This window comes from Candidatus Pelagibacter sp. (genome assembly GCF_052049935.1).
Classification (GTDB): domain Bacteria; phylum Pseudomonadota; class Alphaproteobacteria; order Pelagibacterales; family Pelagibacteraceae; genus Pelagibacter.
Genome location: NZ_JBNGZA010000009.1, coordinates 69,322 through 93,433 on the forward strand (window position 1 = coordinate 69,322; position 24,112 = coordinate 93,433).

Sequence of the window (24,112 nt, forward strand, 5' to 3'; positions counted from 1 at the left end):
TATGAAAATTTATCAAATAGATTCAAGCGCTAGAAAAAAAGGCTCAACTTCAAGAGCACTAGCAAAAAAACTTTTAGATAAAATTAAAAAGCCAGAAGATAAAATAATTTATAGAGATTTAGATGATGAAATGCTTTTTGTATCTGGATTGACAGAATCAGGCATGAATATAGATGAAAAAGATCAAACACCTGAACATAAAAAGATGTTTGAGTTGTCTGACAAACTTGTCTCAGAACTAAAAGAAAGTGATATTATAATTATTTCAGCGCCAATATATAATTATGGTCCTCCAGCAACGCTTAAAGCATGGTCTGATCTTGCTGCAAGAGTAGGTGAAACTTTCAGATTTAAACCTAATGGAAGAAGAGAAGGATTGTTAAAAAATAAAAGAGCATATTTAGTTATTACTTCTGGTGGAACAAAATTAAATAGTAATGAAGATTTTCTAACACCGTGGCTAAAGTTTATTCTAAATTTTTTTGGTATTGAAAAAATAGATGTCATTAGTGCTGATCAAATGGCTTTGGATTATGAAAAATCTATATCTGATGCTGAAAAACAAATTGAAAATTTGAAATAATGAAAAAATTAGAAAAAATTAATTATAAACTATATTCTAGTTTTTTAAGAAATTTAGCTAGAGAATTAACTAATTTTTATTATTCAAAATTAAATAAAACATTTAAAATTTCTAATAAATTAAAGGGCAGAGGTTATGATCCTGTTACAACATCTGATAAAGCATTTGAAAAATTTATAAGATCAAAAATTAGTAAAAAATTTCCAGATCACCAAATTATAGGAGAAGAATTTGGATTAAAAAAATCTAAAAGTGATTTTTCATGGGTGATTGATCCAATAGATGGAACCAGATCTTATGTCATTGGTAATCCAACTTGGAGTAATTTAATTTCATTAAATTACAAAGGTCAGCCTATAGTTGGTTTGGCAAATTTTCCAATTTTAAAAAAATTTTATTTTAATGCTTCAGATAAAATCTCTTTTGTTGTTGAAAATGGAAAAAAGAGAAAACTTAAAGTAAATTCTTCAGCAAAAATGAATAATGTTAAGGTTTCAGCTGCTTTTCATAATTATTTAACCCCAAATAAATTAAAAAAAATTCCAAAAATATTGAAACTTATGCAATTTCCATGTGCTGATGCATTAAGCTATTCTCATTTTGCTGACGGTAAACTTGATATAGTTGCACAATGTTCAAATAAAATTTGGGATATCCACCCATTAATTCCAATCATTAAAGCAGCTGGTGGAATTGTTACAACATGGAAAAATGAAGACCCTGCTAAAGCTGGACATATACTTTGTTCAGCCAATAAAAAATTACACAACAATTTTTTAAAATTATTAAAACCTGTTGCAGAATAATTAATTTAGTTTTCCTAAATAATTTACCATTACAACACCAATAATAATTAGAATAATACCAATAGTGCCATACAAATTAGGAACTTGATTAAATTTAATCACCGCAAATAAAACAACACCTGTTACTGTTAATCCGCTATAGGTTGCATAAGCAAAACCAACTGGTAGAGCTGACATTGCTTTAGCTATCGAAAACATAGTAACACACATAAAAAGAATACATAAAATTGATGGTGTTAATTTTGTAAAACCCTCTGAAATTTTAGCAAAACTATTTGAAGCTATTCCAAAGATAATTCCATTTGCTAAAAATAAATAACCAAGAAGTGGTTTCATTAAAATATCTTAATTTAATTTGAAGTAATTAAAAAGACTAATTTAGTTAAAGCCAATTAGGAAAAGGTAAATTTTTTGACTTTAAAAACTCTTTATTAAACATTTTTGAGTTGTATTTGTCAGATTTATCGCAAAGTATAGTTACAATTGTTTTTCCTGGTCCTAATTCTTTCCCAAGTCTGATTGCACCAGCAATATTTATTCCACAACTTGTTCCTAAACTTAAACCTTCATTTTGAATTAGATCATATAAAATTGGTAAAGCTTCTGTGTCTTCAATTGAATAAGCATCATCTATTTTTGCATTTTCAAAGTTTTTTGTAACTCTGCTTGATCCTATTCCTTCTGTTATAGATCCACCTTCAGATTTTAATTCACCATTCTTTATGTAGTTGTAAAGAGCAGACCCTTTTGGATCTGATAAATAAATTTTGATATTTTTATTTTTTTCTTTGAGTGCGTTACTTACTCCAGAAATTGTTCCACCAGTTCCTGATGAACAAACAAACCCATCAATTTTCCCATCTAATTGTTCCCAAATTTCTGTTCCTGTTCCTTCGTAATGCCCTTTAGCATTCGCTGTATTATCAAATTGATTAGCCCAAACTACTCCGTTGTTATTAGTTGGTCTTAATTCATCTGCAAGTCTTCCAGCAATTTTAACAAAATTATTTTCATCCTTGTATGGTTTTGGTGCAACCAATCTAAGTTCAGCTCCTAAATTTCTTAAAGTATCTTTTTTTTCTTGTGTTTGATTGTCATTCATTACGATAATTGTTTTATATCCCAATGAATTACCTAAAAGACCTAAACCAATTCCAGTATTACCCGCTGTTCCTTCAACAACAATACCACCTTTAGAAATTAATTTTTTTTCTTGAGCATCTTTTAATAAAGCAAGTGCTGCTCTATCTTTTACTGAACCACCTGGGTTTAAAAATTCAGCTTTACCGTAGATATTACAACCAGTAATTTCTGATGCTGCTCTTAGTTTTATTAATGGAGTGTTACCTATTCCAGAAATGAAATCATTTTGGATTTTTGTCATTAGTCTAATCTTGTATTACCACCTGGTGCTATACCATAAGGTTTAAACTCATTTGTAGCTGTGCCAACGTTTTTTGCAGGTATCCCAACCATCACAGCATTCTCTGGTACGTCTTTTGTAATCACAGCATTTGCTCCAATTTTAGCGTTTTCACCAACAACTACTGGACCTAAAACTTGAGCACCTGATCCAACTACAACATTATTTTTTAAAGTTGGATGTCTCTTGGTATTTCTTTGTCCATTTGAATTTATGCTTGGAGCAATTCCACCTAAGGTTACCATATGATAAATTGTTACATTATCACCAATCTCAGATGTTTCACCTATCACAACACCCATACCATGATCGATAAATAAATTTTTTCCAATCTTGGCTCCAGGATGAATTTCAATACCAGTTAAGAATCTTGAGAATTGAGATATGATTCTTGCAACTAGATCAAATTTTGCTTGATAGAAAAAATTTGAAATCTTATGAAAAAATACTGCTTTAACACCTGGATAAGTTAAGATTAAACTTATTTTTGACTTAGCAGCTGGATCTCTATCAATTATTGATTGTAAATAATCATTCATAACAATTTTGTCCGGTTGATATCAATCGGAAGATGCATATATAATGACTAATCAAGTAATTAAAAGACAAAATATGTACAAAAATACTAACTGTTTTCATTTAGCTATACCATGTGGAGATTTAGAAAAAGCGAAGAAATTTTATAGCGAGTCATTAGGTTGTAGACTTGATAATGCTGATCAAGAATGGGCTGATGTTGATTTTTGGGGTAATGAACTAACTCTTCATGCAAGTGAACATAAATTAGATAATGAAAGACACGACGTAGATATGGGAAATGTGTCAGTTCCACACTTCGGGGTACATTTATCTAGAAAAGATTTTGATGCTTTAAAAGCAAGATTGAAAGAAAGAGGTGTTAAGTATTACGATGAGCCTTATTTGAGATTTAAAGGGACTAAGTATGAGCAAGAAACTTTCTTTGTAAAAGACCCTAATGAAAATATTTTAGAGATCAAAACTCTAACATCAAATCCAGAATAATTTTTCAAAGAAAAACAAGGTATTATTTTGTCCAGAGAGACAAATTAAATCTTTGACTAGTATCTTCAATTCTAGTTAACATTGGTTTTTAATTATAATTAAGGAGAGAGATAAAATGAAAATAATTAAGTCTACACTTGTAGCCGGATTAATTTCTTTGTTAACTGCATTTTCATCATTTGCTGAAAAAGTTAAAATTGGAGATCCAGGTTGGACAGGTGCAACTGCTATCGCAAATTTACTTGCGGCAGTAGTTAATGATAAAATGGGTGGAGAAGCTGAGTTAGTACCAGGTAACAATACTGCAATCTATGCAGCCATTGAAAGAGGCAAAGGTGAAATCGATGTTCACCCTGATATCTGGTTACCAAACCAAGAAGCTTATACTAATGACTTAGTTCCAAAAGGAGCATTAAAGTTAAGTAGCAAACCTTATGAAGGAAACCAAGGTTACTGTGTAACTCAAGACTTCGCTAAAAAAATGAATATTACTTCTATCTTTGATTTGGGTAGACCAGAAGTAGTTAAAGCTATGGACAGTGATGGAAATGGTAAAGGTGAGTTTTGGATTGGTGCAGATGGTTGGGCTTCAGCTAACGTAAACGAAATCAAAGTAAGAGATTACAAATTACTTGATGCTGGAATTGAGCCTATTAGAGCAGCAGAAGCAGTTAAGAATGCAAGAGTACTAGACTCTATTAAAAAAGGTGAAGGTTACGCATTCTATTGTTATAAACCTCATGCAATCTGGGGAATGGCTGATGTAGTAATGTTAGAAGAACCAAAACATGATCCTGCTAAATATAAAATGGTACAACCAAAAGCAGATCCTGATTGGAAGAAAAAATCTTATGTTGCTTCTAAAGATGCTCTAAAGCAAATTCAAATTGGATGGGCTACATCTTTAGAAAAACAATCACCAGCTATCGTTGAATTTTTCAACAACTTTCAATTAACAGCAGATGATGTTTCATCTATGGCATATGCAATCTCAGTTGAGAAAAAAGATCCAGCTGCAGTTGCTAAAGCTTGGATGGATGCAAATAAATCTACTGTTGATGGTTGGTTAGGTTTATAATTTTAAAACAAATCTTAGACCCGGCAGTCTAACTGCCGGGTTTTTCATATAAAATTTTCTTATGTCTAAAGAAACAGTCGGTTGTGAAATAAAAATCGAAAACGTTTGGAAGGTTTTTGGTAATACTGATAAAGACGCTTTAGATGCTATTCAAAATAAAAATATTTCAAAACAAGAAGCTTTAGAAAAATATAATTCAGTTATTGGTGTTTCAAATGTTTCATTTGATGTAAACCCAGGTGAAATTTTTTGTGTTATGGGTTTATCAGGAAGTGGTAAATCAACATTAGTTAGACATATCAATCGGTTATTAGAACCTACATCTGGAAAAATATTAATTGATGGTCAAGATGTCATGAAACTTGAAAAAGAAAAGCTTCAAGATTTTAGAAATAAAAAAATTGGAATGGTTTTTCAAAACTTTGCTCTAATGCCTCATCGGTCAGTGATTGATAATATTGCAATGCCTTTAGAAATAAGAGGAGTAAACAAAAATAGAAGATATGATCAAGCTAATAAAATATTAAATATTGTAGAGCTTCAAGGATGGGGAAACAAATATGCACACGAACTATCTGGTGGTATGCAACAAAGAGTAGGTTTAGCAAGAGCTTTAGCTGCAGACCCAGAAGTATTGTTAATGGATGAACCTTTTAGCGCGTTAGACCCATTAATTAGAAGACAATTACAATTTGAGTTTATTAAACTCTCAAAACAAATGAAGAAAACAACTGTTTTTATTACTCATGATTTAGATGAGGCAGTGAAAGTTGGACATAGAATTGCAATTATGAGAGATGGAAAGGTAATTCAGGTTGGAACACCTGAGCAAATTGTAACAAAACCAGCTGATGAATATGTTGAAGATTTTGTAAAAGGTATTTCAAGATTAAAAGTTGTTGAAGCTAAATCAATTATGACACCGATTGATCAGTTTAAAAAAGAGAATGGCAAACTTCCAGATAAAACAATTAAAATGAAAGAAAGTGATATTCTGAGTAAATTAATTGAGCAGTCAGTAACAAATAACGCTTCATTAATTATTACTGATAAAAATGATAACGATGTTGGAGTTATTACTCAACAAGAATTACTTAAATCAGCAGTAGAAGGACAAGATGAGTAATCTAGAAATACAAAATAAAGATGAAATAAGAAATTTTGTAAAAACTAATCAAGATTATTACATCAACAATTTTGAAGCTATTGGTAATAGCTCAAAATATGTATTCTCATTTAATATCGCTGCATCTTTATTAGGCTCTGTTTGGTTTGGAATTAGAAATATTTGGAATTATGCATTAGCTTTTCTAATAATTGAGACATTCGCGATTGTTCAAATAATAAGAGGTTTTTTTGGTAACATTAGTGCTGAAGCCTATGAGAAAATAGAAAAAATTGAGGCAACGATTGCTTTTAGAAAGAAGCAACTTCAGGCAGCAATAGAAAATAACCCTGATAAAGTTGAAATGTTTGAGAGGACAATTGCTTCTTTGGAAAAATCAGTAAGTGAATTTTTAGCTGAAGCTCAACGAGTAGAAGCTTCAGGAGTTTGGATAGCAATTAGTGGAATTTTATTATTTATTGTCATTAGAATTATTCAAGGAATGTTTGCAAATACTATTCTAGAAAAGAGATTTTCTGAATGGTTATCAAACAAAACTTTAAGTCCTGGAATGGAAATAAAAAATTTTTTGATTAGTGGAATATTTTCATTAGTTATTATTTTATTTTCAACAATTCATTATAGTTTTCCAAACTATATGGATGTGATGAAAGATTTTCCAACTCATCCAGACATCAGATTAAACTCAATAGCAGGAGTGGAAGGAGCTTTTGATTATCTAGTTTTAAAAGGAGAGAGAGTATTTGATGCAATTACTTTTGGAATTAGATCAGTATTAGACTCATTAGAACTATTATTTGTCAAAACACCTTGGATAGTAATTATAAGTGCAATTGTTTTGTTAACTGGTTTGTCAGCTGGAGCTAAGGCTGCAATTTATTCAGCTGCATTTTTAGCTTATATGGGGTTCTTAGGTTTTTGGATTAAAGCGATGACAACACTAGCATTACTCGGAACTGCTGCGTTATTAAGTATTGTGATTGGTATTCCACTTGGAATTTATTGTTCAACACGTCCAAGATTTTATTCTTTTATAAGACCTATTATGGATTTCATGCAAACAATGCCAGCGTTTGTGTTTATGATCCCAGTTATTGCATTCTTTGGAACCGGAAAGGTTGCTGCAGTTATTATTACAATGATCTTTGGTGGAACACCTGTTGTAAGATTAACAGTTTTAGGTTTAAGAGGAGTGCCTCAAACGATTAGAGAAGCTGCTATCGCTTATGGTGCATCTAAATGGTATCTACTTACAAAAGTTGATATTCCACTTGCCATGCCAACAATACTTGCAGGTGTAAACCAAACTGTGATGTTAAGTTTAGCAATGGTTGTAGTTGCATCTTTAATTGGAGCAAAAGGTTTAGGGCAAGATGTATTAGAAGCTCTTCAATATGCAAATGTTGGCCAAGGTATACTCGCAGGTATAGCTATATTATTTGTTGCTTTATTATTAGATAGGATTGTGCAAGGTAAGAAAAGAGTATAATTTTTTTCTTGATATAAATAATAATTAATATATAAGATTAGTAGCGCTGATTTAATATCAACTTGCAGAGCGCTTAAAAATAACTGCTAAAGCGATATGTTAACCACCGCTTTAGTAGGTGGTTTTTTTTTGCTCTCAATATTTTTATTTAATTATCGTAAGGCATTTGAACCATATTGTGCGCCTAGCAAAAGCTGAAGCACTAAAAAGGAGAAAAAAATGTCAAATACTGACAATCTCAAAGAGACCATCGGTAGTCTCCAAAAAGAATTTACCGAAAATCCCGATAGAGCAATACTTTCTTATAGCAGTTTATCAAAACTTAAAGAAGGTCTTCAATCAAAAGCAACATTAAGAAATCACAAGCTGACAATAGATGAACCTAGTTCGTTTGGCGGTAAAGATGAAGGGCCAAGTCCAGTAGAGCTTATTTTGGCTGCATTAGGATCTTGCCAAGAGATAACTTACAAAGCTTTTGCAACAGCTCTTGGAATAAAACTAAAAAGTGTTAGCGTTAAACTTGAAGCTAAACTTGATCTAAAAGGTTTTTTAGCAATAGATGATAAAACTAGACCTGGTTTTCAAAATATAGAGGGAATAGTTAAAATAGATTCTGATGCTCCAAAAGATCAATTAGATAAGTTAATTGATGTTGTAAATGCACATTGTCCAGTTCTGGATATCCTTCAAAATAAAGTTCCAGTTAAATTATCCCAGACGATAGTAACAGATATTGACAATAAACTTGTTACAAAAGTGGCATAATTTAAATAAAACTATCAAGCCCTTAAACCCCCTCTTTAAGGGCTTGTAAGTCTTTAAAATGAAAAAATCAGTTTAATTAATTTATACTTCAAAAGTAAAAAAATTAAATTTTACATCCTTATTATTAAATAATAATAACATTTCATGGAATATTTATTATTGGGTTTTTTTACTAGCCTTAGTTTAATCTTGGCCATAGGGCCTCAAAATGTTTTTGTAATAGAACAAGGTTTAAAAAAACAATATGTTTTTTTAGTTTGTCTTATCTGTTCGATATCAGATTGTATTTTAATCTTTGTTGGTATTTTTTTATTTCATTACTTCAGCCAATATTTTAATTCACTAATTGAGTTATTATTTAATATCGTACTATTAGTTTTTTTAGGCCATTTTATTTATTCAAAATTTAAAACACGTAATGAATATGTAGATTTAAATCAGAACAAAAAAACTATTCCAGTAGCAAATATTATTCTTAAAACATTAGGTTTTACTTATTTAAATCCCCATGTTTATTCGGATACTGTTTTTATTTTAGGAAACTTTTCAAAAAATTTTGATCTAATTCAAAAAATAATTTTTGGTGTAGGCGCTTCATCAGCATCATTTTTATTTTTCTTTTTATTAGGCTATGCATCAAATTATTTTTCAAAACATTTAAATATTAAAGAAATATGGAAAGTGATTAATTGGATAATTATTGGAATTATGAGTTTATTAACTCTCTATGTTGTAAGAGAAATATATATTTCAATTATTTAAAAATTCTTCGATAATTTTATTTACTTTATCAGGTTCTTCTAAATGAGCATTGTGACAACAGCCATTAATAACTTTAAGTTCACTATTTGGAATATTTTTATTTAAAGTTTCTACTTGTTCATAATTATATGAAACATCTTTATCTCCCCAAATAATAAGAGTTTTATTTTTGATATTTTTTAAATTTGAAAAACCATTCCAATTTTTCATCGCATGAAGAGCATTATTAGCAGTTTCTTCAGAAGCATTTTTTGCAGCATTTTCACACAGATAATATTCTTTATCATCATGTCCTTTAACAAACCATTTAGCTGGTACTCTATCTATAAATTTTTTAATGCCTTCATTTTTTAATCTCAAAATAGACTCGTCCATTGTCTCAAACCTTCCAGGTATTTCACCAATTGAACTTGTTGCAAAACAAATTAGTTTATCAACTTTGTCACCTGCAATTTTTACTATTTCTTGAACAATCATTCCTCCCATTGAGTGACCTATCAAATAAAATTTATTAATATTTTTTTGCTCAATTATATTTATGATAAATTTTGCCATGTCATTAATTGAGCTTAATGATTGCGCTTTATGACTTTCACCAAATCCAGGTAGAGCTGGTGAAATTATTCTATAATTTTTTTTAAAATATTCTTTTTGATATCGCCACATTTCTGATGAGCCAAGGAAACCATGAACAAAAACAAATGGATAACCGTCACCATTATCATCAATAAAAATATCACTCATAAAATGATTTTATCATAAATTTTTAAGCTTTGTTGTTTGAAATTACATATAATGAATACTTATAAATTTTTAAAAACAATAAATTTATAATAACATTATCTTATGGTTAAAAAGTTAGTTGATATTACACGAAATGGATTAATCGAAAGTGAACATTATGGCCATGGTGCAATTGTAGACTCGTCTGGTAAAATTTTAAAAGAGTGGGGTGATAGCTCTCATTTAATATATCCAAGATCTTCATTGAAACCTATTCAATCTCTTAATCTCTATAAAGATGGCTATATAGATAAAGCTGAATTATCAGCTAAACAAATTGCATTTTCTACCTCTTCTCATTTTGCTGAAGAAATTCATCAAGACTTAATTTTGAAATGGTTAAAAGAAATAAAAACTGATGAAAGTAAACTTGCATGTGGAGAGGATTGGCCCTGGCAATTACCAGAAAAATTTAAAGCTTATGATAAATATAAAAAAAGAAGAAAAATTTTTCATAATTGTTCAGGAAAACATTGTGCTCATTTAGCTGTCTCTTTAGATAGAGATCTACCAATTGAAAATTATAATTCCCCAGATCACACTATACAAAAAGAACTTTTTTCAATTATTGAGGATTTAGCTGAATTTAAAATTGATAAAGTAGGGGTGGATGGATGCACTCTTCCAAATCCCTTTATGCCTTTAAAAAAATTTGGTCAGTTACTAGCAAACTTTGCTGATTTTAAAAAATTAAGAGAGCTAAGTGGTATTGCTGAAACAATTTATAATTCATGTGTTAGTAAACCAGAATATGCTGGTGGAAAAGAAAGCGATAATTCAATTCTAACTAAAATATTAAATAAAAAAGCTTTTTTTAAAAATGGTGCAGAAGGAGTTTTTGCTGCAATTATACCAGAGCAAAAAATTGCAGCAGTTGTTAAAATTATTGATGGAAACTCCAGGGCTTCATCAACTGCAATAGCAGGAATGATATCTGAGTTAAATCTTATTAATAAAGATGAACTTGAAAGTTTTTTAAATAAACCAGTTTATAATTCTACAGATCAAACTGTTGGAAGTATTTCTTGGTGTGGTTAGTTAGAATAACCGTATTTCTTTAATCTAACATCACCAGTTCTTGCATGTGCTTCCATACCTTCGTATCTAGATATTCTTGCAGCAGCTGCACCAACTAACTCTGTAGACTCTTTAGTCATTCTTTGGAAACTTAAAGTTTTAATAAATTTTCCAACAAATAATCCGCCTGTGTATCTTCCAGCACCTTTAGTTGGTAAAATATGATTTGTTCCTGAACATTTGTCACCATAAGCAACTGTAGTTTCTTCACCAACAAATAAAGATCCATAGTTAGTCAATCTCTCATGGAACCATTTTAAGTTTTCTGTTTGAACTTCTAAATGTTCTGGAGCATATTCATCACTAACTTTAACCATCTCTTCATCAGTGTCACAAAGAATTACTTCACCATAATCTCTCCATGCAGCATCAGCATTTTGTCTTGGTACTTCTGGAAGTTCAGCAATTAATTCTGGAACTCTTTTCATAACTTTTTCTGCAAGCTCTTTACTTGTTGTGTATAACCAGCATGGAGAATTGTAACCATGCTCAGCTTGACCTACTAAATCAACTGCAACAATTTCTGGATCTGCTTTTGCATCTGCAATTATTCCAATTTCAGTTGGACCAGCAAATAAATCTATACCAACTTTACCAAATAAAATTCTTTTTGCTTCAGCTACAAACTGATTACCAGGACCAACAATAATATCAGCAGGTGGATTATTAAATAATCCGTTGGTCATTGCAGCAATAGCTGGAACACCACCTAAATTTAATATTACATCCGCACCACAAAGGTCAGCTGTATAAACAATAGTAGGGTGAGCGCCCACACCTTCTTTTGGGGGGCTACAAGCAATAATATTTTTTACACCAGCAACTTTTGCGGTTGTTACACTCATCACAGCTGATGCAATGTGAGCATATCTTCCACCAGGGATATAGCAACCTGCAGTATTTACAGGAACTAGTTTTTGCCCAGCATATAATCCATCAGATAATTCAACCTCAAAATCTTGACCATAATTTTTTAATTGAGCTTCAGCGAATTTTCTCACACGATCATAAGAAAATTGAATATCATCTTTAGTTTTTTGATCTAAAGTTTTTTTAATTTCTTCAATTCTTTCTTTTGAAACAATAATATCACCATCATACTTATCAAATTTCTTTGTAAGATCTATACAACCCTGTTCTTTAGTATTTTCTAAATCTTTTAAGAGATCTTGTACGATCCCTGTTGTTTTGGTGTCATCTGTAGAAGATGTCTTTGGTGATTTTTTTAAATAAGTTATTGCCATTATTGTTCCTTTAAATTTTTAATGAAAGTGTTTTAGACAATTTAAAGATTATTGCAATGTAACTTTTAGTCTAAAGCTACAACTGCAGCTGCAATTGATGCTAATCTTGCTTGAGCTTCGTCCGACCTACTAGTGATTACTATAGGAACTTTACCACCAACAACAACTCCAGCAGCACATGCGCCACAAAAATAAATCATCATTTTTACTAATGAATTACCTGTTTCAACACTTGGTACTAATAATACGTCAGCATCACCGGCAACATTATTTTTAATTCCTTTTATTGCAGCAGATTTTTTTGAAATACAATTGTCAAATGCAAGTGGCCCAAAAACATCAGCTTTAATGTTTTCAAATTTTGCAAGTTTTGTAAGTTCAGCTGCTTCCATTGAACTCGGTACACTTTCAATAACTTCTTCTGTTGCAGATAAAATTGCTACTTTTGGTTTTTCAATTCCAATTCTTTTTGAAAAATCGACAACGTTTCTTAAAATATGTAATTTTGTTTTCATATTAGGCAAAACATTCAAAGCACCATCAGTGATTATTAAAGGTTTGTCATCTTTATTTATTGTTAAGTGCCATATGTGACTTAGTCTTGTTTTACCGATTAAGCCATAATCTCTTTTTAAAACTTCTTTCATTAAAATATCAGTGTGAATATGACCTTTAACAATTATCCTCACTTTATTTTCGCTAGCAAGCTTAGCTGCAATGGCAGCTGTGTTATTTTCTACAGGCTCATCAATAATTTCATATTGTGAAATATCAAAAGTTAAATCTTCTGAACATTTTATAATTTCTTTTTTGTCACCAATAAAAACTGGTTCAATTAATTTTTCATTTACTGCATCTTGAACTGATAACATTGCAAGAGGCTTACCCGCATTAACAATTGCAGCTTTTACACCTTTTTTCTTAGCAGAGTGGTCCAACAAATTATGTGGACATAAAATTTCTTTATTCGAAAGCATGAAGGCTATTTATAAGTTATTTTTTATTTATATATAGTTTTTTTTAAGACCGCAAAAGTCTTATATCTTCAGCAATATTTGCTGGAATATTGATTTCTTTTTTTGAATTCATTTGAAATCTTTTAAATTTATTTTGACCAGGATATAAAATTTCTTTAACGCCTTTAATTTTAGGCAATCTTTTAATTGTTCTAATATTTTCTTTAATTCTTTTATTATAATCACCAACAAAAAGATTTGGTTTAAACACAAAAAATAAGTGACCAATATTTTGTGGACCTGAGAAATCATCAAAAGGATCTTTAACTTTACCAGCATGATTTCCACCAGTTAACACTCCACTTAAAATATCGACCATCCAAGCTAATCCTGATCCTCTAAAGCCTGCAATTGGTAACTGGACTCCCTTTAATGCTTTCTTAGCGTCAGTTGTAGGTTTACCTGAACTATCTAAAGCTACACCTTCTGGAATTTTTTGATTGTTTCTTGCAGCAACTCTTATTTTTCCTCTATTGATCATAGAGATAGATGTATCAAGAATAAAAGGAACTTTTGATCCAGTAGGAGTTCCAAAACAAATTGGATTTGTACCAAATAAACTTTTTAAAGCTCCATGAGGTGCTACAGCTGGAGGAGCATTAGTAAAAATCATAGTAACTAAATTTTGTTTTGTTGCTTGTTCAGCATAATAACCAGACAAACCATAGTGACCACTATTTCTAACTCCAACTAATCCAATACCTGTTTTTTTTGCATTTTTGATTGCAGTTTTAATTCCAATATCTGCTGCAACAAAACCAATGCTATCATCCGCATTAATTCTAGAGATTGATTGTGAAATATTTTTAGTCTTTATTTTAGGTTTTGGGTTAATAACTTTCTTTTTAATCCTATCACAATACATTTTAAGTCTTGATAACCCATGCCCATAAGCTCCAACTTGCTCAGCATTTATCAACGCATCTGCACAAATCTTTGCGTGTTCTGCACTTAATTTATGTTTGATAAAGATATCTTTTACTATTGATTTGATTTTGTTTGGCTTCATTCGCCTTTATTTCTTATTTTTTCTTCACAAAATTCTTTTGCTTCTTCAGCACTTTTAAATGTAACTTCTTTATCTAATTGGCTACCAGCAATACAGGCTTGAACAGCTCTTTTAAAGTTATGATCGCTAAAATTCATGATCACAACAACAGCAATGACTAAAAATATAAAGATAAGGATGTTTTTAACCATCAACCTTTACCACGCCAAGGAATGTATTTATCGATAAGTTTTCTTAAAGTTACATCAAACAAAAGACCAAGCATTCCCATTATAAATATTGTTATCCAAATTACTTCATATTGGAAATATTTCTTAGCAACGTTTTCAACAAAACCTATTCCAGTTGTTCCTGCTAAAAATTCAGCTGCAACTAACGTTCCCCAACACATTCCAACCGCAACTCTAATACCTGTTAATATTTCTGGTAATGAGTTTGGAAAAATTACATATCTTAAAATTTGTTTTTTAGAAGCACCTAAAGAGTGAGCTGCATGAATTTTTGATAACTGCGTACCAGAAGCACCAGCTCTTGCAGAAATGATCATAATAGATAGTGACACCATGAATAATAAAAATATTTTTCCAGAGTTATCAATTCCAAGAACTGAAATAATCAATGGTGCCCAAGCAAGTGGGGGAACTGGTCTGTAAAGTTCAATTAGTGGATCAAAGAAACCTTTGGCAAATCTATTTAGTCCCATAAACAATCCAAGTGGTACACCAATTATAATTCCAAAAACCAATCCAAGGAAAACCCTCATGAATGAATCCCATATATGTCCATATGGAACTGGAACTTTAAATAATTCAAAGTCACCTGTTACTATTTTTAATACTCCACCTTTAAAGTTTTGTTCTACTTTTCCATCTTTAGTATGAACAGGGTATTCACCTGGTAAAATGTCTGCAATCCAATCAGGAAGCAAGAAACCAATCATCTTACTCACATCAACCAATTCAATCCAAAGTAATGGTACATCTTTGTAACCAACACTTGGTTTTAACATTAGTACAAACTTATTGAATGTATCAGACGGTTTAGGTAACCATCTTCCAGTACCTTGTTCAGAACAATTGTCTCCACTTGCAACAATTGTACCTGTTGGGAATAAAAAGATATCAATAAATCTTAATCCACCTTGTTCAGTTTTTAAGGCATCATTAAATTCCATAATTGCACTTTGCATTTCATTTAATGTGTTAGGTGGATAGATACTTGCAAATTCAATTCTTCTTGCAATTTTCACTATATCTTTTGCATAAGTTGAGGCCAGTTCTTGACTGTCGCTTAAACTTTTTCTGTAAGCTTTTACATCATCTTTAATTTGTTTAATTGAGCTTTTAAATTGAGGATTGTGATTTCTTAATTTGAAAAATTTATCACTAATCAGCTTTAATTCCTTTGCTGCTGCATGAAACTTTAATCCTCTATCAGTTGCTGCAACTGTTGGAACTTCAATAGTATTTTCAATTGAGCCACTACCAGCATCTACTTTAACTAAACTCCAGCCACCTTGTTCTTCCACAGCTTTTAATCTAGTTGCTCTCTCAGAGTCTGTTTCAAATGGGTAATCTGGTTTTACAAAATTTGAAGTTAGAAACTTAATTTCTTCTGTAATTTCGTCTATTTGTCTCTTAGTATCTATCTCCATTAAGTCGTCATTAGTTAATAATGGAAGTAAATTGATTGTACTGTTAGCAAAGCCAATTAATTGATTTTTTTCTTGGTTATTTAAAAGAGTTGAATTTTGTATATCAATTGAAACTAGCTCAAGATTTTCATTTTCATTTTTAATTTGATATGTGCTTTTGAATTGTCTTTCAGTAATTGGAAATTGATATTTTAGACCAAGTAAAGAGTCGTTTACTTTAGCAACCTGACAAAGTTCATTTGCAGATTGAGGATAAAATCCTTTAGCAATATCCCATGAATAATAAAGCCAAGTTAAAAGTATTGCACTACTTCCAACAATTACCCAGTGAACACCCCCTTTAGCTCTTTCTGGATTACCAAATACCGCATCAACTTTTTCAGTTCTAATTAATTTTCTTCCATAAAGAATACATCCAATAATGGCGACAAAGATTAGAAATGTTACTATTTGAGTTAACACTTATTCCTCTCTCCCCATGATCTCTTCTTCCATATTCCAGATCATTGTAAGTATTTCTTCTCTTGTTTTAGAAAAGTCTTTGTCTTTCTTTATTTCTCTTAAATCTTCTTTCAAGCCTCTTGCTGCAAACGGTAAGTTATACTCTTTATGTATACGTCCAGGTCTAGGTGCCATTACATAAAGTCTTTCACCTAATAATAATGCTTCTTCAACAGAGTGAGTAATTAAGATAATTGTTTTACCTGTTTCTTTCCAAATTTTAAGTACAAGCGATTGCATCTTTTCTCTTGTTAATGCATCTAAGGCTCCTAATGGTTCATCCATTAAAATTAAATCAGGATCATTAATCAGACATCTTGCTAAAGCTACTCGTTGTTGCATACCACCTGACAATTGATAAGTAGGTGTATTACCAAATCCTTTTAAGCCAACAATCTCTAACCATTCATCAACTTTTTTTGCTGTTAGAGCTGTATCTTCTTTTTTCATTCTAAGACCAAAGTTTACATTTTCAGCAACTGTCAGCCATTCAAACAAAGCACCTTGTTGAAATACCATTCCTCTTTCAACACCAGGTCCATCAATCTCATTATTATTTAAAGTAATTTTTCCTGAAGTAGGTCTAATAAAACCTGCGGTAATATTTAATAAAGTTGTCTTACCACATCCAGAAGGACCAAGAACTGAAAGCAATTCACCTTTTTTTAAAGTGAAGTTAACATCTTTTAATGCATGAACCGTTTCGCCTTGAGGCGTTGTGAAAATCATATTTAAATTTTCAGAAACTAGATCACTCATAAAGCTAACTTTATATTCGAATTTTGATAAAAAAAATAGGCACCAATTATAAATTGGCGCCTATTTTAAATTTGTTTAATCTATAGATTAAAGAGGTAAGAAACTAGTATCTACGTTACCTCTAGGTGTCCCCATACCTTCTAGGAATTTATGAAGATTACCTTTAGTCATAGACTGAGCAGTTTCTTCTGCATTTAAAAATTTGAAGCCACTTAATGTATCTTTCATGTCTCCAACTTTCATTTCAGACTCTTTTGCCATTGCGTTAAGATCACTCTTACCAGCAGCATATCTAGCATTTGCTTCGTGAGTAACTTCGATGAAAGTTCTTACCATTCCTGGGTTTTCTTTCATGAATTTGTCAGTCACTGAAGTAATGTCGATACCTAAAATTCCAGCATCTCTAGCTTCTTGTACTGTTAATAATCTTGATCCAACTGCTGTTGCAGCTTTAATAGAGTTACCACCAAATAAACACGCCATTACAACGTCACCACTTACTAATGCAGCAGCACCCTCTTCAGGATCCATTTGAATGATGTCCATTTTATTTCTGTCAGCACCAACAACTTTCATACTTTCGTCAAATACGTACTCAGCCATTGTACCTAGTGGTACAGCAACTTTTTTACCTTCTAATTCTGAACCATTCGCTTTTGTAATACCAGAAGCATTAGATGTTACACAAGTAGTACCACCCATTCCGTATTCCATTGCAATATCAACAAGCTTAAGTGGAGCTTTTGATTTTACAGCGTTAATAAATGGAACTAAACCTTGAGAGTAAGAGATATCAATATCTCCTGCTAACATTGCGTCAGTCATAGCACCACCGTTTGAGAAGTTAGTCCATTTTACTGGCACACCAAGCGCTTTTTCAAACATTTTTTTATTCATGTCTTCTAAGTTTGGAGTTGGCCACTCTAAGAAGTAAGCAACTCTAACTTCGTTTGCTGCAGAATTAGCAACTGAAACTGAAAGGTTAAGAGCTACGAAACATCCAAGAATAAAACTAATTATTTTTTTCATTTATCCCTCTTTGTTGTTTTATAATTCCGCTACTTAAAATTAATTTCAACCAGAAGTAAAACAAAAAAGTAGCACCACAAAGTAGCACATGTGACAACTTAAGGTTGTATAACAAATTTATGGTTTTAGCGTTGTTTTTAGTCTACAGATTGATTGTTTCAACAAATTTATAAAACTAAAAAGAGAGAAAAAAAATATGAGTTCAGAAAATAAAACTGCGATACCTAATTCATTAAATGAACACTGGATGCCATTTACATCCAATAAGGATTTTAAAGAAAACCCAAGATTAATTGTTGAAGCAAAGGGTGTATATTTAAAGAACCATCAAGGTCAAACGCAAATAGATGCAAGTTCTGGATTATTTTGTAATCCTTTGGGACACGGTAGACCTGAAATCATTGAAGCGATAACTAATCAATTAAAAACTTTAGATTATTGCCAACCATTCCAACAAGGTTATGGAGGTTCATTTGAACTTGCAACAAGAATTGCAAAACATACACCAGGAAACTTAAATAGAATTTTTTATACAATTTGTGGATCTACAGCAGTTGAAACAGCTATTAAAATTTGTATCGCATACCACAGAGCAAAAGGCGACAGCCAAAGATTTAGATTTGTTGGAAGAGAAAGAGGTTACCACGGTATGAACATTGGTGCTACTTCTGTAGGCGGTATGGTTAACAATGTTAAAACATTTGCAAGTGTTTTAATGCCAGGTGTCGTTCACATGAGACACACACATTTACCTGAGCACAAATTTATTAGTGGTCAACCTGAAACAGGAGCTGAACTTGCGAATGATCTTGAGAGAATTTGCATGAACTTTGGTGCAGAAAATATTGCAGCATGTATTGTTGAGCCAATTGCAGGTTCAACTGGAACACTTGTTCCACCAAAAGGATACTTGCAAAGATTAAGAGAAATTTGTGATCAACATGGAATACTTTTAATTTTTGATGAAGTAATTACTGGATGGGGAAGAACGGGTTCACCATTTGCTTCGCATGAATATGGAGTTACTCCAGATTTAATAACAATGGCAAAAGCAACTACTAACGGAATTAGCCCATTAGGAGTTGTTGCATGTAAAGAAGAAATTTATGATGCAATCTTAGATGAAGCTCCAAAAGGTTCAGTTGAGTTATTCCACGGCTATACTTATTCTGGAATCCCAATTTCAGTTGCAGCTGGTTTAGCAGTGCAAGATATTTTTGAAAAAGATGATATCTTTAACAGAGCAAAAGAATTGGCGCCGTATTTCCAAAAAGGTTTAATGTCATTACAAGACATCGATGTAGTTGATAACATCAGAGGTTATGGAATGATGGGTGGAATAGATATTAAGATGGATAAAAAACCAGGTGCTGCAGGTTATACTTGTTTCAAACATTGTTATGAAGCAGGAGTTAACTTTAAAGCAACAGGTGACTGTTTAATTATTGCTCCAATGTTTATCTGTGAGAAAAAACATATTGATGAGATTATAGATAAACTAAGAACTGGAATTACTAATTATTCTAAAAGTAAAAAGAATTAATTTTTTCTAAATATGAAAATTGGAGTTCCTAAGGAAATCAAGCCTCAAGAAAATCGAATTGGTTTAACACCTGACAGTGTTAAAACATTAGTGTCGGAAGGGCATGAAGTTTTAGTTGAAAACAATGGTGGCTTTGAAGCTGGCTTTGAAAACGAACAGTACACAAGTGCTGGTGCGAAAATAGTTGATAAAGCAGAAGATATTTTTAACGATGCAGAAATCATTGTTAAAGTAAAAGAGCCACAAAAAGTTGAAGTAGACATGATTAGAGAAAATCAGATTGTCTATACTTATCTTCACTTAGCAGCCGCAAAAGAACTTACTGAAGGATTGATTAAATCCAAAAGTGTTAACATTGCTTATGAGACTGTAACGGATGACAATGGTAGATTGCCATTACTTGCACCCATGAGTGCAGTTGCAGGAAGAATGTCAGTTCAAGCTGGTGCTCATTGTTTGGAAAAAAATCAAAAAGGCAGAGGGCTTTTATTGGGTGGCGCTCCTGGTGTTACTGGTGGAACCGTTGTTATTTTAGGTGGCGGTGTCGTCGGTGAAAATGCTGCTGTTATCGCAACTGGCATGCAAGCTAAAGTTCATATAGTTGATAAATCTGAAGCAAGATTAAAACAATTAGTTGGAATGTTTGGCGATAAAATTATTCCAGAACAAAGTGATAAAATTGATTTGCCAAAATTAGTAGCAGAAGCTGATTTATTAATTGGTGGAGTTTTAATTCCAGGTGCAGAAGCTCCAAAATTAGTAACTAAAGACATGATTAAAAGTATGAAAAGAGGTTCAGTAATTGTTGATGTAGCAATTGATCAGGGCGGTTGTGTAGAGACAAGTAAACCAACAACTCATGGAGAACCTACTTATATTGTTGATGACGTAGTTCATTATTGTGTGGCTAATATGCCGGGTGGAGTTCCAAGAACTTCAACATTAGCACTAAATAATGCCACATTACCTTATCTAGTTAAATTGGCTAACAGTGGATATCAAAAAGCCTTAAGTGAAGATAAAAACTTTTTAGCTGGATTAAACGTGCATAAAGGAATGGTTACATATAAAGCAGTTGCGGACGTATTTGGTCATAACTTTGTAGATCCAGTAGAAGCTGTCAAAAATTAATAATGGAAAAGAATTACCCTTCGAGTGCTAAAGTAGTAGTAATAGGAGGAGGGGTCATTGGTTGTTCTGTTGCTTATCACTTAACTAAATTTGGTTGGAAAGATGTTGTTCTTTTAGAAAGAGATCAACTAACCTCAGGAACGACTTGGCATGCTGCTGGATTAGTCAGTCAGTTAGGTCCAACTGCAGCAGTAACTAAAATTAGAAAATATACTTTAGATCTTTATAAAAAATTAGAAAAAGAAGTTGATCATTCTGCAGGGTTAAGAATTAATGGTGCTTTATCAATTGCACAAACTGAAAGCAGATGGCAGGAGCTGCAAAGACAAGCAACAACAGCTCAGTTATATGATGTAGATATTCAAATATTGGATAAGGATCAAATGAAAAAAAATTATCCAATGATGTACACTGAAGATTTAAAAGGAGGTGTGTTAATGCCAGGTGATGGTGCTGCTGACCCAAGTGGTGTAACACATATGCTTGCAAAAGGCGCAAGACAAGGTGGTGCAAAGGTTTTTGAACAATCACCTGTTGAAAAAATTCTAACTAAGAATGGTAGAGTGCATGGAGTTAGAGTTAACGGTAAAGATATAGAGTGTGAATATGTGGTACTTGCAACTGGAATGTGGTCTAGACAAATTGGAGAAAAAATGGGAGTAAGCATTCCATTATATCCAGCAGAACATTTTTATGTAATTACTGAGCCGATTGAGAATTTATCACCTACGTTACCTGTTATTAGAGATTTTGATAGTAGTGTTTATGTTAAAGAAGATGCTGGGAAATTATTAATTGGAATATTTGAAGGTAAATCAATACCTGCATTTGATAAAACTAATAAAGTTCCTGAAGATTTTTCTTTTGGTGAATTTCCAGAAAACTTTGATCACTTTGAACCTTATTTAGAAGCATCGATGAAAAGATTTCCTGTCTTAGAACAAGCTGGAATAAGAAAGTTTTTTGCAGGACCAGAATCTTTTACACCTGATACAAATTCATTACTTGGAGAAGTTCCTGAAGTTAAAAACTTATTTGTAAGTTGTGGACTTAATAGTATTGGAATTGGAAGTGGTGGTGGAGTAGGTAAAGTTACTGCTGAATGGTTAATGACAGGTCATATCAATGAAGATATTTTTAATTATGACATTAAAAGATTTCAAAACTTTCATTCAGATCTTGGCTTTATTAAAGATAGAATTACTGAGTCTTTAGGAGATTTATATGGAATGCACTGGCCTTTTAAACAACATAAAACTTCAAGAAATGTAAAAACACTTCCTTATCATGATAATTTAAAAAGTTTTGGAGCATGTTTTGGTGTTTCAGCTGGTTATGAAAGACCAATGTGGTTTGCATTAGATGGAGAGAAAGCTGAATACGAATATAGTTATAATTATCAAAATTGGTATCCATCGGTTGAGTATGAAACAAATAATACAATTAAAAATGTAGGTCTTTATGATCTAACTCCTTTTTCAAAATTTGAAATTAAATCAGACAAAGCACATCAAGAATTACAAAAAATATGTACCTCAAATATCAAACATGAAGTCGGCAAATGTACTTATACTCATATGTTAAATCCAGATGGTGGAATTGAAACTGATTTAACAGTTGTGTGTGTAGATCAAAATCATTTTAGAATTATAAGTTCAGCAGCAACAAGAGAAAGAGATAAATTTCATATCAATAAACATTTATCTGAGGGTGTTGAACTGGTAGATGTTACTGATGATTATTGCGTGTTTGGAATATTTGGTCCAAAGAGTAGATCTTTATTACAAGGACTTACCAAAGACGATATTAGTCATGATAAATTTAAGTTTGCTACTTCTAAATATATTGAAATTGAGGGAATTAAAATCTGGACACAAAGATTATCTTATGTTGGTGAATTAGGTTTCGAATTATACGTTAAAACTGCTGATGCAAAAAAGATATATGAACTTCTGGTAGATAAAGGTAAAGACTTTAACTTATCTAATTGCGGTATGCATGCAATGGACACAATGAGAATGGAAAGTGGATTTTTGCACTGGGGGCATGATATTTCTCCAGAAGAAAACCAATATCAAGCAGGTTTAAATTTTACAATTAGCTATAAAAAAGATGTGGACTTCATTGGTAAAGAAGCACTCCTAAAGATTAAAGATCAAAAGGTAGATAGAAGATTTGCAATGTTTACTCTAAAAGATAACAAGCCGGGAGCACCATTATTACTTCATGATGAACCAATATATTTAGAAGATAAAATTATTGGTAGAACAACTTCAGGAAATTATTCATTTAACTTTAAAAAAAACTTAACTTTTGGATATATAAAAAATGACCACACTAATGAAGATCTACAACCTAAAAATCTATTTGTAGAAGTAGAAAAGAAAAAATATCCAATTGATTTAATTACAAAGCCTTTAAAACAAACTGATTTTAAAAATAATTAAGATTTATTTTTTAATAAATAAACAAATATAAATCCAGTTATATACATTATAAACGCATATGCTCCTGTTGGGATTGCATACAAAATATCTGTTCCAAATATTTGAGTAGATACAAAAATTGCTAAAGTTCCATTTTGAAGACCACATTCTAAAGCAATACATTTTTGTTGCTTTACTCCAGATGCAAAAGTTTTTGCAAGGTAATATGCAATAGCCATCATTGTTAAGTTTAAAATTAAAACAATTAATCCTGCTTGTACAATAAAATTAATTAAGTTTTCTCTTTCTTCATAAAATGCAGCCACAAAGAAAATTGCAAAAAATACCATGTTCAATTTGTTAAACATTTCAACTTTTGAGGCCACAAAGTTTTCAGCAAATTTTCTTATAATCATTCCAAGGAAAACAGGAACTGTTACAACCAAAAACATTTTCATAGCTATTCCAGTCATTGAAATATTTTGAGATATATTAGTAATTCCAAAAAGATCTGCAGATGTAAAAACAATTAATGGAACAGTAACTATACTAATCAAACTTATAATTGCTGTTAATGAAATTGATAAAGCAACATCACCATTAGCAAATCTTGTTAAAATATTTGATGTTACTCCTCCAGGAGCAGCAGCAATAATCATAACTCCAATTGCAATCTCAGGTGGAGTTCTTAAAACTAAAATTAAAATGTATGCAACTACTGGAAGTATTATTAATTGCGAAATAAGACCAACAAAAAAATCTTTAGGAGTTTTAAATACTCTTGTAAAATCCTCAAGCTTTAACCCTAATCCTAATCCAAGCATTATAAGCGCAAGAATGATAGGTGCTAATTTTGTAACAACTTCCATTTTTAAGTTATACTTT

Annotated in this window: 24 protein-coding genes and 1 riboswitch; of the genes, 12 read left to right on the forward strand and 12 right to left on the reverse strand. The window is 31.5% G+C overall.

Annotation, left to right across the window (positions count from 1 at the left end; all coding sequences use genetic code 11):
* Position 1: 1 nt before the first annotated feature.
* Positions 2-583: an FMN-dependent NADH-azoreductase gene (locus ACTT90_RS05415; RefSeq protein WP_440937770.1), complete on the forward strand. Its 582-nt coding sequence runs from the start codon at positions 2-4 to the stop codon at positions 581-583.
* A complete protein-coding gene (locus tag ACTT90_RS05420) occupies positions 583-1,389 on the forward strand; it encodes an inositol monophosphatase family protein (RefSeq protein WP_440937771.1) in 807 nt (268 codons plus the stop codon). The genes ACTT90_RS05415 and ACTT90_RS05420 overlap by 1 nt, the downstream gene beginning before the upstream one ends.
* On the opposite strand, the gene ACTT90_RS05425 is transcribed toward ACTT90_RS05420, so the two are convergent.
* The 3 genes from ACTT90_RS05425 to epsC are packed head-to-tail and all read right to left on the reverse strand — an operon-like array spanning position 1,390 to position 3,351.
* Positions 1,390-1,725 (reverse strand): DMT family transporter, encoded by a 336-nt coding sequence (locus ACTT90_RS05425; RefSeq protein ID WP_440937772.1) that lies wholly within the window; start codon positions 1,723-1,725, stop codon positions 1,390-1,392.
* 46 nt (positions 1,726-1,771) lie between these two features.
* Positions 1,772-2,773: a cysteine synthase A gene (locus ACTT90_RS05430; RefSeq protein WP_440937773.1), complete on the reverse strand. Its 1,002-nt coding sequence runs from the start codon at positions 2,771-2,773 to the stop codon at positions 1,772-1,774.
* Positions 2,773-3,351: a serine O-acetyltransferase EpsC gene (gene epsC, locus ACTT90_RS05435; RefSeq protein WP_440937774.1), complete on the reverse strand. Its 579-nt coding sequence runs from the start codon at positions 3,349-3,351 to the stop codon at positions 2,773-2,775. Before epsC ends, ACTT90_RS05430 begins: the two co-directional genes overlap by 1 nt.
* Positions 3,352-3,424: 73 nt before the next feature.
* On the opposite strand from epsC, the gene ACTT90_RS05440 reads away from it, so the two are divergent.
* The 6 genes from ACTT90_RS05440 (at position 3,425) to ACTT90_RS05465 (ending at position 9,055) form a co-directional block, all read left to right on the forward strand.
* Positions 3,425-3,835: a VOC family protein gene (locus tag ACTT90_RS05440; RefSeq protein ID WP_440937806.1), complete on the forward strand. Its 411-nt coding sequence runs from the start codon at positions 3,425-3,427 to the stop codon at positions 3,833-3,835.
* A 115-nt stretch (positions 3,836-3,950) separates the two neighbouring features.
* Complete coding sequence (locus ACTT90_RS05445) at positions 3,951-4,913, forward strand: ABC transporter substrate-binding protein (protein ID WP_440937775.1); 963 nt, start codon at positions 3,951-3,953, stop codon at positions 4,911-4,913.
* A gap of 61 nt (positions 4,914-4,974) precedes the next feature.
* A complete protein-coding gene (locus ACTT90_RS05450; RefSeq protein WP_440937776.1) occupies positions 4,975-6,039 on the forward strand; it encodes a quaternary amine ABC transporter ATP-binding protein in 1,065 nt (354 codons plus the stop codon).
* Positions 6,032-7,528 (forward strand): ABC transporter permease, encoded by a 1,497-nt coding sequence (locus ACTT90_RS05455; protein ID WP_440937777.1) that lies wholly within the window; start codon positions 6,032-6,034, stop codon positions 7,526-7,528. Before ACTT90_RS05450 ends, ACTT90_RS05455 begins: the two co-directional genes overlap by 8 nt.
* A gap of 151 nt (positions 7,529-7,679) precedes the next feature.
* Positions 7,680-7,744: riboswitch (SAM riboswitch) on the forward strand.
* Between the two features lie 3 nt (positions 7,745-7,747).
* Positions 7,748-8,293, forward strand: coding sequence for an OsmC family protein (locus ACTT90_RS05460; RefSeq protein WP_440937778.1), 546 nt, complete (start codon positions 7,748-7,750; stop codon positions 8,291-8,293).
* A 144-nt stretch (positions 8,294-8,437) separates the two neighbouring features.
* Positions 8,438-9,055, forward strand: coding sequence for a LysE/ArgO family amino acid transporter (locus tag ACTT90_RS05465; protein WP_440937779.1), 618 nt, complete (start codon positions 8,438-8,440; stop codon positions 9,053-9,055).
* Here the strand turns inward: ACTT90_RS05465 and ACTT90_RS05470 are convergent.
* Entirely contained in the window at positions 9,044-9,799 is a 756-nt protein-coding gene (locus ACTT90_RS05470) for an alpha/beta fold hydrolase (protein WP_440937780.1), read from the reverse strand. The two genes, ACTT90_RS05465 and ACTT90_RS05470, sit on opposite strands and share 12 nt — an antisense overlap.
* Before the next feature lie 102 nt (positions 9,800-9,901).
* On the opposite strand from ACTT90_RS05470, the gene ACTT90_RS05475 reads away from it, so the two are divergent.
* On the forward strand, positions 9,902-10,876 hold the full coding sequence (locus ACTT90_RS05475) for an asparaginase (protein WP_440937781.1): 975 nt from the start codon (positions 9,902-9,904) through the stop codon (positions 10,874-10,876).
* Here ACTT90_RS05475 and hisD read toward each other — a convergent pair.
* The 7 genes from hisD to ACTT90_RS05510 all read right to left on the reverse strand — a co-directional run bounded on the left by hisD (position 10,873) and on the right by ACTT90_RS05510 (position 18,127).
* Entirely contained in the window at positions 10,873-12,159 is a 1,287-nt protein-coding gene (gene hisD, locus ACTT90_RS05480; protein WP_440937782.1) for a histidinol dehydrogenase, read from the reverse strand. The two genes, ACTT90_RS05475 and hisD, sit on opposite strands and share 4 nt — an antisense overlap.
* Before the next feature lie 65 nt (positions 12,160-12,224).
* Entirely contained in the window at positions 12,225-13,136 is a 912-nt protein-coding gene (locus ACTT90_RS05485; protein ID WP_440937783.1) for a bifunctional enoyl-CoA hydratase/phosphate acetyltransferase, read from the reverse strand.
* 43 nt (positions 13,137-13,179) lie between these two features.
* Complete coding sequence (locus ACTT90_RS05490) at positions 13,180-14,184, reverse strand: Ldh family oxidoreductase (RefSeq protein ID WP_440937784.1); 1,005 nt, start codon at positions 14,182-14,184, stop codon at positions 13,180-13,182.
* Positions 14,181-14,375, reverse strand: a complete 195-nt coding sequence (locus ACTT90_RS05495) for a hypothetical protein (protein ID WP_440937785.1) — start codon at positions 14,373-14,375, stop codon at positions 14,181-14,183. Before ACTT90_RS05495 ends, ACTT90_RS05490 begins: the two co-directional genes overlap by 4 nt.
* Positions 14,375-16,300: an ABC transporter permease gene (locus ACTT90_RS05500; RefSeq protein WP_440937786.1), complete on the reverse strand. Its 1,926-nt coding sequence runs from the start codon at positions 16,298-16,300 to the stop codon at positions 14,375-14,377. The genes ACTT90_RS05495 and ACTT90_RS05500 overlap by 1 nt, the downstream gene beginning before the upstream one ends.
* Entirely contained in the window at positions 16,301-17,098 is a 798-nt protein-coding gene (locus tag ACTT90_RS05505) for a taurine ABC transporter ATP-binding protein (RefSeq protein ID WP_440937787.1), read from the reverse strand.
* An 87-nt stretch (positions 17,099-17,185) separates the two neighbouring features.
* The gene (locus tag ACTT90_RS05510; protein WP_440909735.1) at positions 17,186-18,127 is read right to left on the reverse strand and encodes an ABC transporter substrate-binding protein; all 942 of its coding nucleotides are present in this window, start codon (positions 18,125-18,127) and stop codon (positions 17,186-17,188) included.
* 196 nt (positions 18,128-18,323) lie between these two features.
* Here ACTT90_RS05510 and ACTT90_RS05515 point away from each other — a divergent pair, with 196 nt between their 5' ends.
* From ACTT90_RS05515 to ACTT90_RS05525, 3 genes are read left to right on the forward strand one after another with little or no spacing between them, the layout of a single operon-like run.
* Positions 18,324-19,670, forward strand: coding sequence for an aminotransferase class III-fold pyridoxal phosphate-dependent enzyme (locus tag ACTT90_RS05515; protein WP_440937788.1), 1,347 nt, complete (start codon positions 18,324-18,326; stop codon positions 19,668-19,670).
* Positions 19,671-19,682: 12 nt separating this feature from the next.
* Complete coding sequence (ald, locus tag ACTT90_RS05520) at positions 19,683-20,801, forward strand: alanine dehydrogenase (protein WP_440937789.1); 1,119 nt, start codon at positions 19,683-19,685, stop codon at positions 20,799-20,801.
* A 2-nt stretch (positions 20,802-20,803) separates the two neighbouring features.
* The gene (locus ACTT90_RS05525; RefSeq protein ID WP_440937790.1) at positions 20,804-23,248 is read left to right on the forward strand and encodes a GcvT family protein; all 2,445 of its coding nucleotides are present in this window, start codon (positions 20,804-20,806) and stop codon (positions 23,246-23,248) included.
* Here ACTT90_RS05525 and ACTT90_RS05530 read toward each other — a convergent pair.
* Positions 23,245-24,096 carry a bile acid:sodium symporter family protein gene (locus ACTT90_RS05530; protein ID WP_440937791.1) on the reverse strand — a complete coding sequence of 284 codons (852 nt, stop codon included), beginning with the start codon at positions 24,094-24,096 and terminating at the stop codon, positions 23,245-23,247. The two genes, ACTT90_RS05525 and ACTT90_RS05530, sit on opposite strands and share 4 nt — an antisense overlap.
* Positions 24,097-24,112 lie beyond the last annotated feature (16 nt).

Bases quoted from the DNA above. Each gene is read 5' to 3' on its own strand.
- ACTT90_RS05485 (WP_440937783.1), bottom strand. From the start codon at position 13,136: ATGCTTTCGAATAAAGAAATTTTATGTCCACATAATTTGTTGGACCAC.
- ACTT90_RS05505 (WP_440937787.1), bottom strand. From the start codon at position 17,098: ATGAGTGATCTAGTTTCTGAAAATTTAAATATGATTTTCACAACGCCT.
- ACTT90_RS05490 (WP_440937784.1), bottom strand. From the start codon at position 14,184: ATGAAGCCAAACAAAATCAAATCAATAGTAAAAGATATCTTTATCAAA.
- ACTT90_RS05445 (WP_440937775.1), top strand. From the start codon at position 3,951: ATGAAAATAATTAAGTCTACACTTGTAGCCGGATTAATTTCTTTGTTA.
- ald (WP_440937789.1), top strand. From the start codon at position 19,683: ATGAAAATTGGAGTTCCTAAGGAAATCAAGCCTCAAGAAAATCGAATT.
- epsC (WP_440937774.1), bottom strand. From the start codon at position 3,351: ATGAATGATTATTTACAATCAATAATTGATAGAGATCCAGCTGCTAAG.
- ACTT90_RS05455 (WP_440937777.1), top strand. From the start codon at position 6,032: ATGAGTAATCTAGAAATACAAAATAAAGATGAAATAAGAAATTTTGTA.
- ACTT90_RS05495 (WP_440937785.1), bottom strand. From the start codon at position 14,375: ATGGTTAAAAACATCCTTATCTTTATATTTTTAGTCATTGCTGTTGTT.
- ACTT90_RS05470 (WP_440937780.1), bottom strand. From the start codon at position 9,799: ATGAGTGATATTTTTATTGATGATAATGGTGACGGTTATCCATTTGTT.
- ACTT90_RS05475 (WP_440937781.1), top strand. From the start codon at position 9,902: ATGGTTAAAAAGTTAGTTGATATTACACGAAATGGATTAATCGAAAGT.
- ACTT90_RS05430 (WP_440937773.1), bottom strand. From the start codon at position 2,773: ATGACAAAAATCCAAAATGATTTCATTTCTGGAATAGGTAACACTCCA.
- ACTT90_RS05450 (WP_440937776.1), top strand. From the start codon at position 4,975: ATGTCTAAAGAAACAGTCGGTTGTGAAATAAAAATCGAAAACGTTTGG.
- hisD (WP_440937782.1), bottom strand. From the start codon at position 12,159: ATGGCAATAACTTATTTAAAAAAATCACCAAAGACATCTTCTACAGAT.
- ACTT90_RS05515 (WP_440937788.1), top strand. From the start codon at position 18,324: ATGAGTTCAGAAAATAAAACTGCGATACCTAATTCATTAAATGAACAC.
- ACTT90_RS05510 (WP_440909735.1), bottom strand. From the start codon at position 18,127: ATGAAAAAAATAATTAGTTTTATTCTTGGATGTTTCGTAGCTCTTAAC.
- ACTT90_RS05460 (WP_440937778.1), top strand. From the start codon at position 7,748: ATGTCAAATACTGACAATCTCAAAGAGACCATCGGTAGTCTCCAAAAA.
- ACTT90_RS05425 (WP_440937772.1), bottom strand. From the start codon at position 1,725: ATGAAACCACTTCTTGGTTATTTATTTTTAGCAAATGGAATTATCTTT.
- ACTT90_RS05525 (WP_440937790.1), top strand. From the start codon at position 20,804: ATGGAAAAGAATTACCCTTCGAGTGCTAAAGTAGTAGTAATAGGAGGA.
- ACTT90_RS05530 (WP_440937791.1), bottom strand. From the start codon at position 24,096: ATGGAAGTTGTTACAAAATTAGCACCTATCATTCTTGCGCTTATAATG.
- ACTT90_RS05420 (WP_440937771.1), top strand. From the start codon at position 583: ATGAAAAAATTAGAAAAAATTAATTATAAACTATATTCTAGTTTTTTA.
- ACTT90_RS05465 (WP_440937779.1), top strand. From the start codon at position 8,438: ATGGAATATTTATTATTGGGTTTTTTTACTAGCCTTAGTTTAATCTTG.
- ACTT90_RS05415 (WP_440937770.1), top strand. From the start codon at position 2: ATGAAAATTTATCAAATAGATTCAAGCGCTAGAAAAAAAGGCTCAACT.
- ACTT90_RS05440 (WP_440937806.1), top strand. From the start codon at position 3,425: ATGTACAAAAATACTAACTGTTTTCATTTAGCTATACCATGTGGAGAT.